We start from the raw sequence: 16100 nt of genomic DNA, 5'->3' as shown, positions 1-16100 counted from the left end.
CTCGCCCCCGTTTTTCCGTACCCACCCCCGTGTTTCCGTACCCAATGTGACATTTGGTCATCCATGGTGACCAAATGTCACATTGGGTACAGGGGGTAGCGCCCTTCCGCGCTCATGGAGTGCGCCGGAGACGGTCGAGGTCGCGCCGTTCTCGCTTGGTCGGCCGCCCGGAACCCCGGTCCCGCACGGGCAGAGCGGCGAAAAGTTCGCGGGGCGGGGGTGGGGGGCTGCGGTCGATGTAGCACTGTGCGGCCACCGGCGCCCCCACCCGCTTGTCCACCAGCCGCACTACCTCGAGCACCTTCTCCACCGGCCCGATGCGTATGCGCACCTCGTCCCCCACCACCACGTGTGTGGCGGGCTTGGCGGTGGTCCCGTTGACCTTCACGTGACCGCCGCGGCAGGCGGTGGCCGCGGCGGAGCGGGTCTTGTACACCCGCACCGCCCACGTCCACGCGTCCACTCGGGTCACGGCGATCAGTCCTGGGGCCCGCCGGAGACGTAGACGATCTGACCCGAGACGAAACCGGCACCCTCGCTGGCGAAGAAGGACGCCGTGTGGGCGATGTCCTCGGGCTGACCCACGCGCTGGACGGGGATCTGCGCGGCCGCGCCCTTCTTGAAGTCCTCGAACGGCACACCGATGCGTTCGGCGGTGGCCGCGGTCATCTCGGTCTCGATGAAGCCGGGGGCGATCGCGTTGACGGTGATGTTGTAGCGGCCGAGTTCGATGGCGAGTGTCTTGGTGAAGCCCTGCAGCCCGGCCTTGGCCGCGGAGTAGTTGGCCTGCCCGCGGTTGCCCAGCGCGGAGGTCGACGAGAGATTGACGATGCGTCCCCACTTGGCGTCGACCATGTGCTTGGACGCCGCGCGCGACATCAGGAACGACCCGCGCAGGTGCACGCCGATCACCGAGTCCCAGTCGGCGGTGGTCATCTTGAACAGCAGGTTGTCGCGGGTGATGCCCGCGTTGTTGATCAGCACCGTGGGCGCACCGAATTCGCCGGCGATGCGGTCGACGGCGCTCTGCACGGATTGCTCGTCGGAGACGTCCGCGCCGACGGCGATGGCGGCGCCGCCCGCGGCGGTGATCTGCTCGACCGTCCCCGCGCAGGCGGCTTCGTCGAGATCGACGACGGCAACGCCGTAGCCGTCGGAGGCGAGTCGACGCGCCACGGCCGCCCCGATACCGCGGGCGCTGCCGGTGACGATGGCCGTTCTGATCTGATCGCTGCTGCTGTCGGCGCTCACTGTGAAACCTTCCCGGTGGTGGTGGATGTACAGCTTTCGTCTCTACAGCATCGTCCATGCGGCGTGGTCGGTACTGCATCGCTTCGTGGATACTGGTGTCATCGTGAGAGAGGATCCGATGTCACCCGAGCCCGAACCCCGAAGACCCGTGCCCGCGCGCGCCGCCCACCGGGGTGATAGCCCGTGTTGACGGTTCTGGGGATCCTGTTCGGCGTCCTGGTGATCTTCGTGATCACGGCGTTGACCGGGTACTTCGTCGCCCAGGAGTTCGCATACATGGCGGTGGACCGGTCCAAGCTCAAGGACCTCGCCGAGCAGGGCGATCGGGGCGCGCAGCGGGCACTGAAGGTCACTCGACGCACGTCGTTCATGCTCTCCGGTGCCCAGTTGGGCATCACCGTCACCGCTCTGACGGTCGGGTACGTGGCGGAGCCGCTGGTGGGACGGGGTCTCGGTGAGCTGCTGGGCGGTATCGGGGTCCCCACGGCGGTCGGAGTTGCCGTGGGCACGGTGGCGGCCGTCGTGTTCTCCACCATCGTGCAGATGATCTTCGGTGAGCTGTTCCCGAAGAACCTCGCCATCGCGCGGCCCGTCCCGGTGGCGCGTCGCCTGGCGTTCTCGACCAACATGTATCTGCGCCTGTTCGGCTGGCTGATCGCCCTGTTCGACGCGTCGTCCAACGCCCTGCTGCGACTGCTGAAGATCGAGCCGGTGCACGATGTCGAGCACGCGGCCACGCCCCGCGACCTCGAGCACATCGTGTCCGAATCGCGCGAGTCCGGCGAACTGCCGGCAGACCTGTCCACGCTACTGGATCGGGTCCTGGATTTCCCCACCCGCAATGCCGAGCACGCCATGGTGCCGCGCTCGCAGGTCGGCACCGTGGAGGCCACAACCGAGGCCGCCGAGATCCTCGAGTTGATGCGCACCGGCCACACTCGCTACCCGGTGCTCGGTGAGAGCCCCGACGACGTGGTCGGCGTGGTGCATCTGCGCGACCTGCTCGCACCCGGCGTCACCGGCACCGCCGCAGAGCTCGCCCGGCCGGCCGTGTTCGTCCCCGAGGTGCTTCCGCTCCCCGACGTGGTCACTCAGCTCGCTCGTGAACGTCAGGAGATGGGCATCGTGCTCGACGAGTACGGCGGGTTCGCCGGGATCATCACCGTCGAGGACATGGCGGAGGAGCTGGTGGGCGAGATCGCCGACGAGCACGACAGCGAGGAGACCGAGATCGCCCGCATCGACGGCGGCTGGTCGGTGCCCGGAGCCACCAACGTCGACGAGGTGGCGCGTGCCATCGGAGCCCCCCTCCCCGAGGACGACGACTACGAGACGGTCGCAGGCATGGTCATCGCGCTGCACGGCGGCCTGCCCGAGGTCGGTGACGCGGTGACCCTCGACATCGAACCCGTCGACGACCTGCGCCCCCGCGACACCCCGCTCCCGGTGCGCACCGTTCGCGCCGAGGTACGACGGGTGGAGCGGCACGTTCCGTCGCTGCTGTTCGTCACCGTCGTCGAGAAGATCGATACCGGCGATCAGGACGCGACCGCCGAGTCTGAGGTGCGCTCATGAGTAACCCCTGGTTGGTCCTCGCCGCCACGGTTCTGCTGATCGCGGCGAGCGCGTTCTTCGTGGCCGTCGAGTTCGCGCTGATCGGGGCGCGGCGCCATCGCCTACAGGACGCGGCAGCAACCAGTGCATCTGCCCGCGCCGCGGTGCGCAGCGCCTCGGAGCTGTCGGTGTTCCTCGCCGGGTCGCAGCTGGGCATCACCATCTGCGCCCTGGCGCTCGGCGCGGTCACAAAGCCTGCCGTGCAGTACTCGGTGACGCCCGCCATCGAGCGGTTCGGCGCCCCCGAGTGGTTGGCTGATGTCGGCGGTTTCGTGTTCGCGCTCGTGGTGGTGACGTTCCTGCACCTGGTGGTCGGGGAGATGGCGCCGAAGTCGTGGGCGATCGCTCACCCGGAGTACTCGGCGAAGCTGCTGGCCATCCCGATGCGGATGTTCATGTTCGTCACCCGGCCCTTCATCGTGGCGCTCAACTCCGCCGCGAACCGGCTCCTCGTCGCGGTCGGTGTGACACCGGTCGACGAGGTGCTCGCCGGGCAGGATCCCGGTGCGCTGCGCAAGCTGGTGGAGCACTCGGCCACCGTGGGCACCCTCGATACCCGGTACTACCAGCAGCTTGCCGGTGCCCTCGACATCGAGACACTGACCATCGGCGACATCGTCACCCCCAATCCGCACCCCACCGGTGTTCCGATCGACGCGCACGCCGACACGATGCGGGCGGTCGCCGAGAAGAGCGGGCACCTGCGGCTGGTGGTCACCGACGGCGGGCGGCCGGTGGGTGTGGTGCACGTGCGCGACGCGATCGGTGCCGACACCTCGGTGACCGCGCGCGACATCATGCGCGAGTTGCTGGTACTGAGCCCGGCGACCACCGTCGCCGATGCCCTCGACACCATGCGAGCCTCTCGCGGCCACATTGCCGTCGTGGGCCGTTCCGGCGAGGGCGAGGTCACCGAGGTCGTCGGGGTGGTCACCCTCGCCGACGTGTTGGGTCGGCTGATGCCCGAGTCGGTGCCCTGACCCGACAGCACCCAACGGTTCCCGGGCTTCTCCCGGGTGGTTCACACTCGGGAATCAGGCGAATCGGACAGGGTGGTGGTCATGAACGAAGACGTACGAGCGAGTCGGCTGCGAGTGAGTCGGCGACGCGCCCTGTCCATCGGCGGCACCGTGGGGATCGGCGGCCTCGTCGCCGCCTGCGCATCCACCACCTCCGGTGGTACCGCTACCTCCACCTCGGTGACCACCAGCGCGGAGGCGGCCCGAACATCCTCCGCTGCAGCGCTTCTCGACAAGGCGGCACAGTGCGTGATGGGCAAGGAGGAGACGCAGGGACCGTACTGGTTCGACGTCGACTCCATCCGTAGCGACCTGCGTGAGGACCGCCCGGGTACACGGTTCGATCTCGCGCTACGGGTGCAGAACGGTGCCGGCTGCGCCCCGATCGCCAACGCCGTCGTCGAGATCTGGCACTGCGATGCCGGTGGTGTGTACTCCGGGTTCGAGTCGGGGTCCATGGGCGCGGGCGGTGCGCCCCCGAGCGGTCCGGGCGGGCCGGGCGGTGCGCCCCCGAGTGGTCAGGGCGGTCAGCCGCCGGGCGGCACCGGCGCGAGCTCGGGCGAGACGTCCAACGGGTCGTACAGCTCGGGCGAGACGGAGGCGACCCCCACCGACGACGGCACCTATCTCCGCGGCGCCCAGACCACGGACGCGTCGGGGATCGCGTCGTTCACCACGATCTTTCCCGGCTGGTACCGCGGCCGCACCACGCACATTCACGTGAAGGTGCACATCGACAAGAAGACCGTGCTGACCACCCAGCTCTTCTTCGCCGACGACGTCAAGGCCGCCGTCTACGCCACCTCCCCCTACACCGACCACGCCGGGTGGGAGTCGAACACCCAGAACTCGAACGACAACATCTACGACGCCTCCGGCCTGGTCACCACCGCCCAGAGCGACGCGGGGTGGCTCGGCGCGGTGAATCTCGGCGTCACCACCTGAGCCCGAGGGTTGGGGGCGGCATCATGGACCCATGACCATCGACACGCGCCCAGCGCTGATCGTCGTGGATGTGCAGGCCGGGTTCGCGGACGAGTAGCTTCGGGGTTGGGCGCAACTCGTCCTCGGCGCCTGATCGCCCGCGCACTGCTTGCGTCGGTGCGCGCTCCCGGAACCGGTGGAACTATGGAGCGCATGACCACTTTCGCCGATTCCGATGCCCGCCGCTCCGGCCTCGATCTGAGCTACGTCGACGCTGCCACCCGTCCCCAGGACGACCTGTTCGAGCACGTCAACGGCCGGTGGCTCGCCGAGTACGAGATTCCCGGCGACCGGGCCGTCGACGGTGCCTTCCGCGTTCTCTACGACCGCGCCGAGGAGCACGTTCGCCAGATCATCGAGCGCTCCGCCCAGTCGGGCGCCGAGCGCGGGAGCGACGCCCAGAAGATCGGCGACGCGTTCTCGAGCTTCATGAACACCGAGGCCATCGAGGCCGCGGGCACCGCACCCATCGCCGACGAGCTGTCCGCGATCGCGGCGGCCGTCGAGGGTCCCGCACTCGCTCGGGTACTCGGAAACCTGCAGCGGACGGGTGTGACCGGCCCGGTCGCGCCGTACGTGAACACCGATGCCCGCGATTCGACTCGGTACGTCGTCTACCTCACCCAGCACGGGCTGAGCCTGCCGGACGAGGCCTACTACCGTCTCGACGAGCACGCCGAGCTGCGCGAGAAGTTCCTCGCCCACGTGGGCCGCATGTTCAGCCTCGCCGGGATCGACGACGACCCCGCCCGGGTCCTCGCCCTGGAAACGGCACTGGCCGAGGGGCATTGGGACGTGGTCAAGCGACGCGAGGTCGAACTCAGCTACAACCCGACCACCCTGGCGGAGGTGATCGCCGAGCACCCCGGGTTCCCGTGGGCGCAGTGGGTGGAGGGCCTCGGTGCCGGTGATCGCTTCACCGATCTCGTTGTGCGCCAGCCGAGTTACCTTGCCACCGTGGCGCGGGTGTTCTCGAGCCTCGATCTGTCGACGTGGCGAACCTGGGCCACCTGGCAGGTGCTGCGGGCGCGGGCGCCGTACCTGTCCGAGGCGATCGTCGCGGAGAACTTCGACTTCAGCGGCAAGACCCTGACCGGCGCGCCGGAGAATCGTGAGCGGTGGAAGCGCGGTGTCACCTTCGTTCAGACCATGCTGGGCGAGGCGGTCGGAAAGCTGTACGTGGCCGAGCATTTCCCGGAGAGCCACAAGGTGCGCATGCAGGAGTTGGTGGCCAATCTCGTCGAGGCGTACCGGCGCAACATCACCGACCTCGAGTGGATGAGCCCTCAGACGCGGCAGGCGGCGCTGACCAAGCTCGAGAAGTTCACACCCAAGATCGGCTACCCCGATCAGTGGCGCGACTACTCCGACTACATCGTCGAGCCCGACGATCTGGTGGGCAACTACCGTCGCGGCCACGCATTCGAGTTCGATCGGGATCTGCGCAAGATCGGCGGCCCGGTGGACCGCACCGAATGGTTCATGACCCCGCAGACGGTCAACGCCTACTACAACCCCGGAATGAACGAGATCGTCTTCCCCGCAGCGATTCTGCAGCCCCCGTTCTTCGATGCCGACGCCGACGACGCCGCCAACTACGGCGGGATCGGTGCCGTGATCGGTCACGAGATCGGCCACGGTTTCGACGATCAGGGCGCCAAGTACGACGGCGACGGCAACCTGGTGAACTGGTGGACCGACAGCGACCGCGCCGAGTTCGGCACGCGCACAACCGCACTCATCGAGCAGTACGACGCGTTCGAGCCGAAGGCCCTTCCCGGCCACCACGTCAACGGCAAGTTCACCATCGGCGAGAACATCGGCGACCTCGGTGGGCTGTCCATTGCCGTCGAGGCGTACAAGATTGCCCTCGACGGCCAGGAGGCACCGGTGATCGACGGTCTCACCGGTTTGCAGCGGGTGTTCTTCGGGTGGGCACAGGTCTGGCGCACCAAGGCTCGTGACGAGGAGGCCCTGCGTCGTCTGGCCACCGACCCGCACTCGCCGCCGGAGTTCCGCTGCAACGGCGTGATCCGCAACCTCGACAGCTTCCACGAGGCTTTCGAGGTCACCGAATCCGACGCCCTGTTCCTCGAGCCGGACAAGCGCGTGCGCATCTGGTAGCGCAGTTGCTGCGACAGGACCGAGGTCAGGCGACCGGTGCAAGCCCAGAACGATCCCCCGTGCTAATAGCACGACGCAGGGACCAGCGAGAGTTCACCGAGTCGTTTGTCACGGATTCGTTGCTGGAGCAGGCAAGAGTCCGAATTGGCCGAAATGTGCAGTTGTTAACAAACCAATGGTTCGGTAGAAACGAGTTGCATCTCCCAAACACGAAAGGAACAACATGCTCGAGCACAATGCGGCGCGCGCAGTTGTCACGATTGCGTTCGGAGCAGCACTAGCCACCGCCTCGGCCGCTCCTGCACTCGCAGCCGGCCCCACTTCGCAGGCTTCGGAGTCTGCCGAATCGGTTCTCCAGACAGCGAAGGTCGGGCCCAGCGATCTGCTTGTCAGCGCCACCGGGTACACCCTCACCGCCGACGGGTTGGGCGGAGCAACTGCGACCAACACCTCCACTGGCGTAACCGAGACCCTCCCGTCAACGGCCACGGCGTCCGACGGTAAGCCCGTCACACTGCAGTACTCGGTCGACGGTTCAGCGCTTCGCGTCCGCGCGGTCGCGCAACCCGGAACCGCCGACCCACTCGCACAGTCCGCGTTCTCCTTCGGGTGCGTCGCGGGAACTGTCGGCGGAGGACTCATCGGCGGCTTGACCGGAGCGGGTGAGGGAGGGACTGTCGGATCAGTCTTTCCTGGTATCGGAACCGCCGCAGGAACTATCGGCGGTGGAATCATCGGAGCGGTTGGCGGCGCACTCGGTGGGGGAGCGGCAACATGCTGAAATGGGGCGCGAAGCCGATCGAAATCCGTGGGTGGGTTCCAGTGGTGATGGTCGTGGCGACAGTGCTGAATTTCGCACTCTACTTGTCGCTGGGTCGGAGCCTTGCGCAGGTGCTCATATCACCGCTGACTTGGCTCTGTTTCGCCAGCATCTTCACGACATTCGCCGCGTGGCAGCGCAACCGCCAACGCAATACCGGTGGCACCGCGAGCTGAGTCAGACCCAACTCGAGAGGAGCGACCGTGGACACGCACACCAACTCGGACGACAGTTCAGCGCTTCGCGTCCGCGCGGTCGCGCAAGCCGGAACCGCGGACCCACTCTCACAGTCGACCTTCACCAGCGGGTGCGTCGCGGGAACCGTCGGTGGCGCAGTCGGAGTGGGAGCGGCGACATGCTGAAGTGGTGGCAGAAGCCAGTCGAGATCCGGGGCTGGATGCCGATCGTATTGGCTGTGAACACCCTGTTCTGCGTCGCGCTTCTCCTCGCGCTCGGCCAGGGTGTGGCTCAGACGCTGGTCTCCCCGCTAACGCTGTTGAGTCTGACGGGCACGTTCGGCCTCTTCGCCGTATGGCAGCGCAACCGCCAACGCAATACCGGTGGCACCGCGAGCTGAATCAGAGGGAATTCACCCGCGCAGCCGCTCACCCGATTCGGCGTCGAAGAAGTACACCTCGCTCAGATCGGGGGTGAGCGATAGCTTCTCCCCCGCCTGCACCGGATGCCGACGGTCCACGCGTACAACCAGTTTCTCTGTGCGCGTGGACCAGTCGGCCTCACCGGCCGCAAGCGCGTAGACGAACGACTCCGATCCCAACTCCTCCACCAGATCGGCGGTCACCTTGAGAGCACCGTCGGTGCCGTCGGAGACCACCACCCAGGACTCCGGCCGCACACCCACCGTCACCCGGGGACCCGCCACCACGCCGCGGGGAAGGGGCACCGACACCGCGCCGATCACGGCGTGCCCGTCGCGCACCGGGGCGTCGACGAGATTCATGGCGGGTGAGCCGATGAACGACGCGACGAAGGCGTTGTTCGGGTCGTCGTAGAGTTCGCGCGGCGCGGCGACCTGCTGCAACGTCCCGTCCAGCATCACCGCAACGCGGTCGCCCATCGTCATCGCCTCCACCTGGTCGTGGGTGACGTACACGGTGGTGGTGCCCAGACGACGCTGCAATCCGGCGATCTGGGACCGCGTACTCACGCGCAGTTTGGCGTCGAGGTTGCTCAGCGGCTCGTCCATGCAGAACACCTTGGGCCGCCGAACGATGGCGCGGCCCATGGCAACTCGCTGGCGCTGCCCACCGGAGAGCTTCGCGGGCTTGCGATCGAGCAGCGCCTCGAGCTCGAGGATCTTCGCCGCCTCGAGCACCCGCTCGCGCGTCGCGGCCTTGTCGACACCGGCGTTGCGCAGCGCGAAGCCCATGTTGTCCGCGACGGTCATGTTCGGGTACAGCGCGTAGTTCTGGAACACCATCGCCACGTCGCGTGCTTTAGGCGCAACCGCGGTCACGTCCGTCCCGTCGATCTCGATGCGTCCGGTCTCCACGGCCTCGAGTCCGGCCAACATGCGTAGCGACGTGGACTTACCGCAGCCCGAGGGACCGACCAGGACCAGGAACTCGCCGTCGGCGATCTCGAGGTCGAGCCCGGTCACCGAGGTCGTGGGCGCGCCCGGGTAGCGATGCGTGGCCCCGACGAAGGTCACTGCCGCCATTACTTTGGCAACTTCGGGGTGATCTGGCGATCGATGATCTGCTGGAGCTGACTGTCGATGCTGGCGAACGTCGACGTGACGTCGGCATTCTGCAGGGCAATCTGCTCGAGACCCGTGCCGATGATCTTGTCACCACCGGGTACGAACACGCGGGCGTAGTCCTGCGAGCGGGTGCGGGGTAGCTGGTCGACGGCGGTGCGCGAGTTCGGGTTCTGCGCCAGGAAGGCCACCTGCGAGGGATCGGTGAGTGCCGACTTGCGCACCGGCATGTAGCCGACCTTCTGGGAGAAGTACGCGGTGTTGGCAGCGTTGGTATAGAAGTCGATGAACTTGAGGGCATTGAGCTTGCGCTCGTCGGAGATGTTGGCCGGAATGGCAAGGCCCGCGCCGCCGGTGGGGCATCCGGGCACACCGTCGACGGCGGGGAGGAACGCGGTTCCGATCTCGAACTTGGCGTTCTTGGTGATCCCGGAGAGATCGCCGGTGGAGGCGATGGTGGAACCGAGGATGCCGGCGGAGAAGTCGTTGGCAATGTCGTTGGACACGGCGGCGTACTTCTTGGTGTGGATCATCTCGCGCAGAAAGTTGCCCGCTGTGATGGTTCGCGGATCGGAGAAGGTGGGTGTGAACTGGTTCGAGTACGAACCACCGAACGTCCAGACCGGTCCCTCGAACGTCCACCCGAGATAGTCGGTGGCGTTGCCCCAACCGTGGGCGAGCTTGCCGTCGCCGACCACCTTCTGCAGCTCCGGTCCCCACTGGTCGAACTCGGCCCAGGTGGCGGGCCCGCGATCGGGAAGACCGGCGGCCGACCACACCGCCTTGTTGTAGTAGAACAGCGGCGTCGAGCGGGCGTACGGCAGTGCCCATGTCTTGTCGTTCCACTTGTAGTCGCCGATCAGGGTGTCCACGTAGTCGGTCGCCACGACACCGGCCTGCGAGAACAGCTCGCTCACCGGCGTGATGGCGCCGAGCAGCGCGAAGTTGAACCACCACACGTCCGAGAGCACCACCACGTCGGGGAGCGATCCGCCGGAGAGCGCGGCGTTGAACTTCTGGGCGATCTCCTCGTAGTTCTTGCCACCGTCCACGAGGTTGATCTTCTTGCCGGGATTCGCCTTCTCGAATCGGGAGATCAGTTCCTTCTCCACGTCGATGGACGATCCCGGGTGGCTCGACCAGAAGGTCAGCGTGTTCGGGTCGCCCGACGCCCCTCCACCCGACGACGAGCCGGTTCCGGCGCACGCCGCGAGAGTGGCTGCGGCAACGCCGGTTCCGGCGATGGTGAGAAAACTACGGCGATTCAGGGGGGACATGATTCTCCTGGGGCGATGGCGGGTGGGTACGTGGTCAGCCTTTGACCGCACCGGAGGTGAGGCCCTTGATCATTTGCTTCTGCAGGACGAGGAACACCACGAGGATCGGGAGCATGGCCAGGATCGTCCCCGCCATCACCGGTCCCCAGTTGGTGACACCGTCGTTGTTCTGCAGTTGGGTCAGTCCGACGGGAAGTGTTGCAACGGTGGAGTCGTCGGCCATCAGGAACGGCCACAGGTACTCGTTCCACTCGTTCACCACGGTGATGGTCGCGAACGCCACCATCGTCGGCCCCGAGACAGGCAGCACCACGCGGGTGAGCAGACGCCAGTGGCCGGCACCGTCCATCCGTGCCGCCTCGATGATCTCGCTCGGAATCGACAGGAAGTGATTGCGCATGAGGAACGTGCCGAAAGCGACGCCCGCGAGCGGGATGATGATGCCCTGGAACGTGTTCCGCCATCCGAGTTCCGCCACGAGCGCATAGTTGGAGATCACGGTGATCTGATTGGGCACCATCAGCGCCGAGATGATCACCACGAACACCAGGTTCTTGAACGGGAAGCGCAGGAACACCAGTCCGTAGGCACTGAGCACACCCAGCGCGAACTTCACCACGGCGAGAACACTGGTGACGATGATCGAGTTGGTCAGGAACGTCCCGAACGGAACCGAGGACGTGGCGTCACCGTAGTTCTGCGGGCGGAAGCGTGCGGGGAACCAGTCCGCGGGTTGAACGTAGATGTCGCCGCGCTCCTTGAGCGAGGTGAGCACGATCCAGATCAAGGGCAGGCCGATCAGCACCACCACCACCGCCATCGCGAGGTAGCCGAACACCGTTCTGCGCGTCGAGATCATCGGCTCTGGTCCCGGTCCATGATGCGCACCTGCACCACCGTCACGATCAGAAGAACCAGGAACATGATGGTGGCCACCGTCGCGCCGTATCCGGCGCGGAAGTTGCGGAAGCTCTCTTCGTACACCTGGTACACCATGGTGGTGGTCCCGTTCCCCAGCGGCCCGCCGCGGGTCATGACGTTGATGATGTCGAACACCTGGAGCGAGTTCAGCAGCACCGTGATGGAGAGGAAGAACGTGGTGGGTCGCAGCTGCGGAAGCACCACACGGGAGAAGGTGGTCCACCGACTCGCGCCGTCGATCTGCGCGGCTTCGGACAGGTCGGCCCGAAGGCCCTGCAGTGCAGCGAGATAGATCACGAAGGCGTAGCCGAGGTTCTTCCAGATGTAGGTGACCGTCACCATGAACAGCGCCCAGCGAGGCTGCTGATAGAAATCCGGCACCGTCAGCCCGACACGGCTCGCCAGGTCGCGGATCAGCCCGAAGTTGGGATCGAACACGAACTGGAATGCGACGCCGACAGCGGCGCCGGAGATCACGAACGGTGCGAACACTGCCGAGCGAACCAGGTTGCGGCCCTTGAGTTTGCTGTCGAGGAGCAAAGCCAGCGCCAAACCCAGGGCCATGCTGCCGACCACCGCGAACACCGTGAAGATCACGGTGTTCGACACGATCTGCCACGTGTCGCTGCGGCCCCACCATTCGCGGTAGTTCGCAGTGCCGATGAAGGTCGCGACGGGCGAGGAGATGTTCCAGTCGAAGAAGGACAGCCGCACATTGTCGATCAGCGGCCGGTAGGTGAAGACCGCCAGCAGCGCGAGGTTGGGTCCGACCAGCGCGAGGAACAGCGCGTAATCACGCCACGGTCGCGACAGAAATGTGCGCCGCTCCGGCGGCAGCTCCGGGAGCGTCCGCTGGGGGCTCGGTCTCACGAGCGTGAGGGTGCAGAGCCCGCACCAACGATCGGTGAACACCGGGTTCCGTCGACCTGAACACTGAGGGGAACCTCGGCGTCGAAGTACCGAAGGTAACCCTGGCGTCGATCGGGGTCACGGGCCCGACCGCGCGCACTACGATCGTGACCATGCCGCACAGTCTCCCGCCCGGTCGCCTTGCGCTCGGTACCGCCTCAGCCTCCTTCCAGATCGAGGGTTCCAGCACCGCCGACGGCAAGGGCGAGTCGATCTGGGACACCTTCTGCCGCGTCCCCGGAGCAATCCGCGACGGCAGCGACGGGACCCGCGCGTGCGAGTCCTACCAGCGGCTCGACGAGGACCTCGAGCTGGTCGCCGGGCTCGGCGTGCAGTGGTACCGGTTCTCGATCGCGTGGCCGCGCGTGCAGCCCACCGGCACCGGTCCGGCGCTCACCGCAGGCCTGGACTACTACGAGCGCCTCGTCGACGGCCTCCTCGCCCGCGGGATCAATCCGGCTGCGACGCTGTATCACTGGGATCTGCCGCAGACCCTCGAGGATCGCGGCGGATGGATGGTGCGCGAGACCGCGGAGGCCTTCGCCGAGTACGGCGCACTCGTCCACGCCCGGCTCGGCGACCGCGTCGCGCTGTGGGCCTCGCACAACGAGCCGTGGGTCGCGGCGTACCTGGGGTACGCCGCGGGTGTTCACGCGCCGGGTCGACGCGAAGGTGGCGACGCTCATCGCACCGCCCACCACCTGAACCTCGGTCACGGACTGCTCCGCCAGGCCCTCGGTGACATCGACGGGTTGGGCATGGTGTGCAACCTCGTCCCCGTCCGACCCGAGGGCCCGAATGCGGGAGAATTGGCCGACCGTGTCGACGCCGTGCGCAATCGGATATGGCTCGGTCCGTTGACCGACGGCGCCTACGACGACGTCCTACTCGACATCGCGCCTGTTCTCGCCGATCCGTCGGTGGTCCGTGACGGTGATCTGGACCTGATTCGCGGTTCCGCCGACTGGCTGGGCGTGAACTACTACACCCCTGTCCGCCCGGCCCTGCCCGCCGGCCACACCCGGCACACCGAGGCCGACGCATACCCGGGTGTCGGCGACCTCGATCTCGTTGTGCGCGAACCGCGCACGGACATCGGGTGGGAGATCGACGCGACCGGCCTCGAGGACCTTCTCGTGGACACCCATCGCCGCACGGGTCTGCCGCTCGTGGTCACCGAGAACGGCGCCGCCTGTGCCGACGCGGTGGTCGGAGACGACGGGACCATCGACGACACGGATCGGATCGAGTACATACGCGATCATCTCGCCGCGACGCACCGGGCCATCGAGGCGGGCGCCGACGTGCGCGGCTACTTCGTCTGGACGCTCATGGACAACTTCGAGTGGGCCGAGGGCTACACCAAGAAGTTCGGTCTGGTGGCCGTCGACCGCTCGCACCCGGACCTGCCGCGCACTCCCAAGGCGTCCTACCACTGGGTGGCCGCGCGGGCACGCGAGGCCGGGTCGAGCACCCTCTAGCCCTCTACGCCGGACGCCCGGCCCTGGCGCCGACCGCTAACCCTTGACGCTGCCCGCCAGCAGACCGCGGACGAAGAACCGCTGCAAGCTCAGGAACACGATCAACGGCACGATCAGCGACACGAAGGCACCCGCGGACAGCAGGTACCAGTCCTCTCCGCGTTGGCCGGCCAGCGAGCCCAGCCAGTAGGTCAGAGGTGAGACATCGGCGCGACCACCGGCGAACACCAGGGCCACGAGCAGGTCGTTCCACACCCAGAGGAACTGGAAGATGCCGAACGCGGCGATGGCGGGCGTCATGAGCGGGAGCATGATTCGCGTGAAGATCTGCACGTGCCCGGCGCCGTCGACACGCGCCGACTCCACCAGCTCGCCCGGGATCTCCCGCATGAAGTTGTGCAGGAGGAAGATCGCGAGGGGGAGCGCGAAGATGGTGTGCGAGAGCCACACCGTGTAGAAGCCGCCACCGATCGCGTCACGACCGGCGAGCGCCGGCAGCCCGAACGGCGGGTTCACGTACAGCCGCAGCAGCGGGATCATGGTGACCTGAATGGGCACGATCTGCAGTGCGAAGACCGCGATGAACAGAACGTTCCTGCCGCGGAAGTCGATCCACGCGAACGCGTACGCCGCGAGCACCGCGAGGGTGATCGGGATGACCACCGACGGAACGGTGATCACGACGGTGTTGATCAGATACTGCCCGATGTCCGCGTCCGGATCGGTGAAGACCGTGCGGTAGTTCTCGAGCGAGAAGCTCGGGTTGGTGAAGACGTTCCACCACCCGTTCTCCTTGATGTCTGCCTCGGGGCGGAAGCTGGTGATCAGCAGACCCGCCGTCGGAAGGGTCCACAGAACGGCGATGAGAATGGCGGCGAACGACGCCCAGCGTGAGCTGAGCCCGTCCTTGGCAACCTTCGCCGTGGTGGGTCCGGGTGGCTTGCCCGATCCGGCTGCGCCCTCGGGCTCGGGCAGCTCGGCGAGCGGGCTGACGGCGGGGGTGCTGGTGCTCATCGTGCCTCCAGGCGGCGCATCTGGCGAATGTTGTAGATCACGATCGGGCTCACCAACACGAAGATCAGGACGGCCAGCGCGGCGCCGAGTCCAATGTCGTTGGAGCGGAAGGACTGTACGTAGAACTCGAACGCCAGCACACGAGTGCCGAACTGGCCACCGGTGGTACTGCGCACGATGTCGAACACCTTGAGTGTGCTGATGCTGATGGTCGTGAGCACCACGATGAGCGCGGGGCGGATACTCGGCACGGTGATGTAGCGGAACTGCTGCAACCCGTTCACCCCGTCCAGACGTGCCGCCTCCACCACGTCCTCCGGGATGGCCTTGATGGACGCCGACAGGATGGTCATCGCGAAGCCGGCCTGGACCCAGATCATGATCACGATGAGGAACAGGGTGTTCCACGGTTGCTCGAACGTGAACCGATAGGTGTCGATGCCGATGGCCTTGAGCAGGCCGTTCAGGACACCGATCTGCTCCTGGTCCTTGTCGCGGTAGGCGTAGACGAATTTCCAGATGATCGACGCACCCACCAGGGAAATGGCCATCGGGAGGAAGATCAGCGTCTTGGCGAATCGCTCGAATCGCGTGCGGTCCACCAGAACTGCGTAGATCAGGCCGACCGATGTCGCGACCAGTGGCACCAGCACCACCCACAGGAAGGTGTTGCGGAGCATCTCGAGCTGGTCGGGGTTGGTGAAGATGGTGATGTAGTTGTCGAGACCGACGAAGTTCCCACCCGAGCGACCCATGAACGAGAGGTAGATCGTCTTGATGGCCGGGTAGAGCAACCCGATGCCGATCAGGATGAGGCTGGGCGCCAGGAACGCCACCGTTTGCACGCGCTCGCCGGTTCGCGACCGCATCCTCTGCGTGATCAGCAGAATTGCGGCGACGACGCCGAAGAACAGAGCGACGGCGATGCTCATCTGGACGAGTTTGTCGGTGGTGGTCATGAGTTAC

Annotated in this window: 15 protein-coding genes; 7 read left to right on the top strand and 8 right to left on the bottom strand. The window is 66.6% G+C overall.

From position 1 onward, the window contains the following. Positions 1 to 112: 112 nt before the first annotated feature. Positions 113 to 478: an RNA-binding S4 domain-containing protein gene (locus ACY48E_RS06065; RefSeq protein ID WP_462871243.1), complete on the bottom strand. Its 366-nt coding sequence runs from the start codon at positions 476 to 478 to the stop codon at positions 113 to 115. Further along, positions 478 to 1251: a 3-oxoacyl-ACP reductase FabG gene (fabG, locus tag ACY48E_RS06060; protein WP_462871203.1), complete on the bottom strand. Its 774-nt coding sequence runs from the start codon at positions 1249 to 1251 to the stop codon at positions 478 to 480. The genes ACY48E_RS06065 and fabG overlap by 1 nt, the downstream gene beginning before the upstream one ends. A 183-nt stretch (positions 1252 to 1434) precedes the next feature. Between fabG and ACY48E_RS06055 the strand changes: the two genes are divergently transcribed. The 6 genes from ACY48E_RS06055 (at position 1435) to ACY48E_RS06030 (ending at position 8389) form a co-directional block, all read left to right on the top strand. Continuing rightward, a complete protein-coding gene (locus ACY48E_RS06055; RefSeq protein WP_462871202.1) occupies positions 1435 to 2826 on the top strand; it encodes a hemolysin family protein in 1392 nt (463 codons plus the stop codon). Further along, positions 2823 to 3845 carry a CNNM domain-containing protein gene (locus ACY48E_RS06050; RefSeq protein WP_462871201.1) on the top strand — a complete coding sequence of 341 codons (1023 nt, stop codon included), beginning with the start codon at positions 2823 to 2825 and terminating at the stop codon, positions 3843 to 3845. Before ACY48E_RS06055 ends, ACY48E_RS06050 begins: the two co-directional genes overlap by 4 nt. Before the next feature lie 81 nt (positions 3846 to 3926). Then, positions 3927 to 4829, top strand: coding sequence for a dioxygenase family protein (locus ACY48E_RS06045; protein WP_462871200.1), 903 nt, complete (start codon positions 3927 to 3929; stop codon positions 4827 to 4829). 192 nt (positions 4830 to 5021) lie between these two features. Next, positions 5022 to 6992 carry a M13 family metallopeptidase gene (locus ACY48E_RS06040; RefSeq protein WP_462871199.1) on the top strand — a complete coding sequence of 657 codons (1971 nt, stop codon included), beginning with the start codon at positions 5022 to 5024 and terminating at the stop codon, positions 6990 to 6992. 774 nt (positions 6993 to 7766) lie between these two features. Further along, on the top strand, positions 7767 to 7988 hold the full coding sequence (locus tag ACY48E_RS06035; protein WP_462871198.1) for a hypothetical protein: 222 nt from the start codon (positions 7767 to 7769) through the stop codon (positions 7986 to 7988). A gap of 179 nt (positions 7989 to 8167) precedes the next feature. Next, positions 8168 to 8389 (top strand): hypothetical protein, encoded by a 222-nt coding sequence (locus ACY48E_RS06030; protein ID WP_462871197.1) that lies wholly within the window; start codon positions 8168 to 8170, stop codon positions 8387 to 8389. 12 nt (positions 8390 to 8401) lie between these two features. Here the strand turns inward: ACY48E_RS06030 and ACY48E_RS06025 are convergent, their stop codons facing one another. From ACY48E_RS06025 to ACY48E_RS06010, 4 genes are read right to left on the bottom strand one after another with little or no spacing between them, the layout of a single operon-like run. Further along, positions 8402 to 9493: an ABC transporter ATP-binding protein gene (locus ACY48E_RS06025; RefSeq protein ID WP_462871196.1), complete on the bottom strand. Its 1092-nt coding sequence runs from the start codon at positions 9491 to 9493 to the stop codon at positions 8402 to 8404. Then, the gene (locus ACY48E_RS06020) at positions 9493 to 10809 is read right to left on the bottom strand and encodes an ABC transporter substrate-binding protein (RefSeq protein ID WP_462871195.1); all 1317 of its coding nucleotides are present in this window, start codon (positions 10807 to 10809) and stop codon (positions 9493 to 9495) included. The genes ACY48E_RS06025 and ACY48E_RS06020 overlap by 1 nt, the downstream gene beginning before the upstream one ends. 34 nt (positions 10810 to 10843) lie before the next feature. After that, positions 10844 to 11668, bottom strand: a complete 825-nt coding sequence (locus tag ACY48E_RS06015; RefSeq protein ID WP_462871194.1) for a carbohydrate ABC transporter permease — start codon at positions 11666 to 11668, stop codon at positions 10844 to 10846. Beyond that, positions 11665 to 12600, bottom strand: a complete 936-nt coding sequence (locus ACY48E_RS06010; RefSeq protein WP_462871193.1) for a carbohydrate ABC transporter permease — start codon at positions 12598 to 12600, stop codon at positions 11665 to 11667. The genes ACY48E_RS06015 and ACY48E_RS06010 overlap by 4 nt, the downstream gene beginning before the upstream one ends. Before the next feature lie 152 nt (positions 12601 to 12752). Between ACY48E_RS06010 and ACY48E_RS06005 the strand changes: the two genes are divergently transcribed. Then, positions 12753 to 14120 carry a GH1 family beta-glucosidase gene (locus ACY48E_RS06005; RefSeq protein WP_462871192.1) on the top strand — a complete coding sequence of 456 codons (1368 nt, stop codon included), beginning with the start codon at positions 12753 to 12755 and terminating at the stop codon, positions 14118 to 14120. Positions 14121 to 14156: 36 nt separating this feature from the next. On the opposite strand, the gene ACY48E_RS06000 is transcribed toward ACY48E_RS06005, so the two are convergent. Both ACY48E_RS06000 and ACY48E_RS05995 read right to left on the bottom strand, forming a co-directional pair. Then, entirely contained in the window at positions 14157 to 15134 is a 978-nt protein-coding gene (locus ACY48E_RS06000) for a carbohydrate ABC transporter permease (protein ID WP_462871191.1), read from the bottom strand. Continuing rightward, the gene (locus tag ACY48E_RS05995) at positions 15131 to 16093 is read right to left on the bottom strand and encodes a carbohydrate ABC transporter permease (protein ID WP_462871190.1); all 963 of its coding nucleotides are present in this window, start codon (positions 16091 to 16093) and stop codon (positions 15131 to 15133) included. The genes ACY48E_RS06000 and ACY48E_RS05995 overlap by 4 nt, the downstream gene beginning before the upstream one ends. Between the last annotated feature and the right edge of the window lie 7 nt (positions 16094 to 16100).

The organism is Rhodococcus sp. AZ1, from assembly GCF_054979605.1.
Note: the sequence above shows the minus strand (reverse complement) of the source record. Positions and strands in the feature narration are given on the sequence as shown.

Excerpts from the sequence above, each read along its gene's own strand:
- ACY48E_RS06050 (WP_462871201.1), top strand. The coding sequence starts at position 2,823 with ATGAGTAACCCCTGGTTGGTCCTCGCCGCCACGGTTCTGCTGATCGCG.
- ACY48E_RS06045 (WP_462871200.1), top strand. The coding sequence starts at position 3,927 with ATGAACGAAGACGTACGAGCGAGTCGGCTGCGAGTGAGTCGGCGACGC.
- ACY48E_RS06040 (WP_462871199.1), top strand. The coding sequence starts at position 5,022 with ATGACCACTTTCGCCGATTCCGATGCCCGCCGCTCCGGCCTCGATCTG.
- ACY48E_RS06035 (WP_462871198.1), top strand. The coding sequence starts at position 7,767 with ATGCTGAAATGGGGCGCGAAGCCGATCGAAATCCGTGGGTGGGTTCCA.
- ACY48E_RS06030 (WP_462871197.1), top strand. The coding sequence starts at position 8,168 with ATGCTGAAGTGGTGGCAGAAGCCAGTCGAGATCCGGGGCTGGATGCCG.
- ACY48E_RS06025 (WP_462871196.1), bottom strand. The coding sequence starts at position 9,493 with ATGGCGGCAGTGACCTTCGTCGGGGCCACGCATCGCTACCCGGGCGCG.
- ACY48E_RS06020 (WP_462871195.1), bottom strand. The coding sequence starts at position 10,809 with ATGTCCCCCCTGAATCGCCGTAGTTTTCTCACCATCGCCGGAACCGGC.
- ACY48E_RS06015 (WP_462871194.1), bottom strand. The coding sequence starts at position 11,668 with ATGATCTCGACGCGCAGAACGGTGTTCGGCTACCTCGCGATGGCGGTG.
- ACY48E_RS06005 (WP_462871192.1), top strand. The coding sequence starts at position 12,753 with ATGCCGCACAGTCTCCCGCCCGGTCGCCTTGCGCTCGGTACCGCCTCA.
- ACY48E_RS06000 (WP_462871191.1), bottom strand. The coding sequence starts at position 15,134 with ATGAGCACCAGCACCCCCGCCGTCAGCCCGCTCGCCGAGCTGCCCGAG.
- ACY48E_RS05995 (WP_462871190.1), bottom strand. The coding sequence starts at position 16,093 with ATGACCACCACCGACAAACTCGTCCAGATGAGCATCGCCGTCGCTCTG.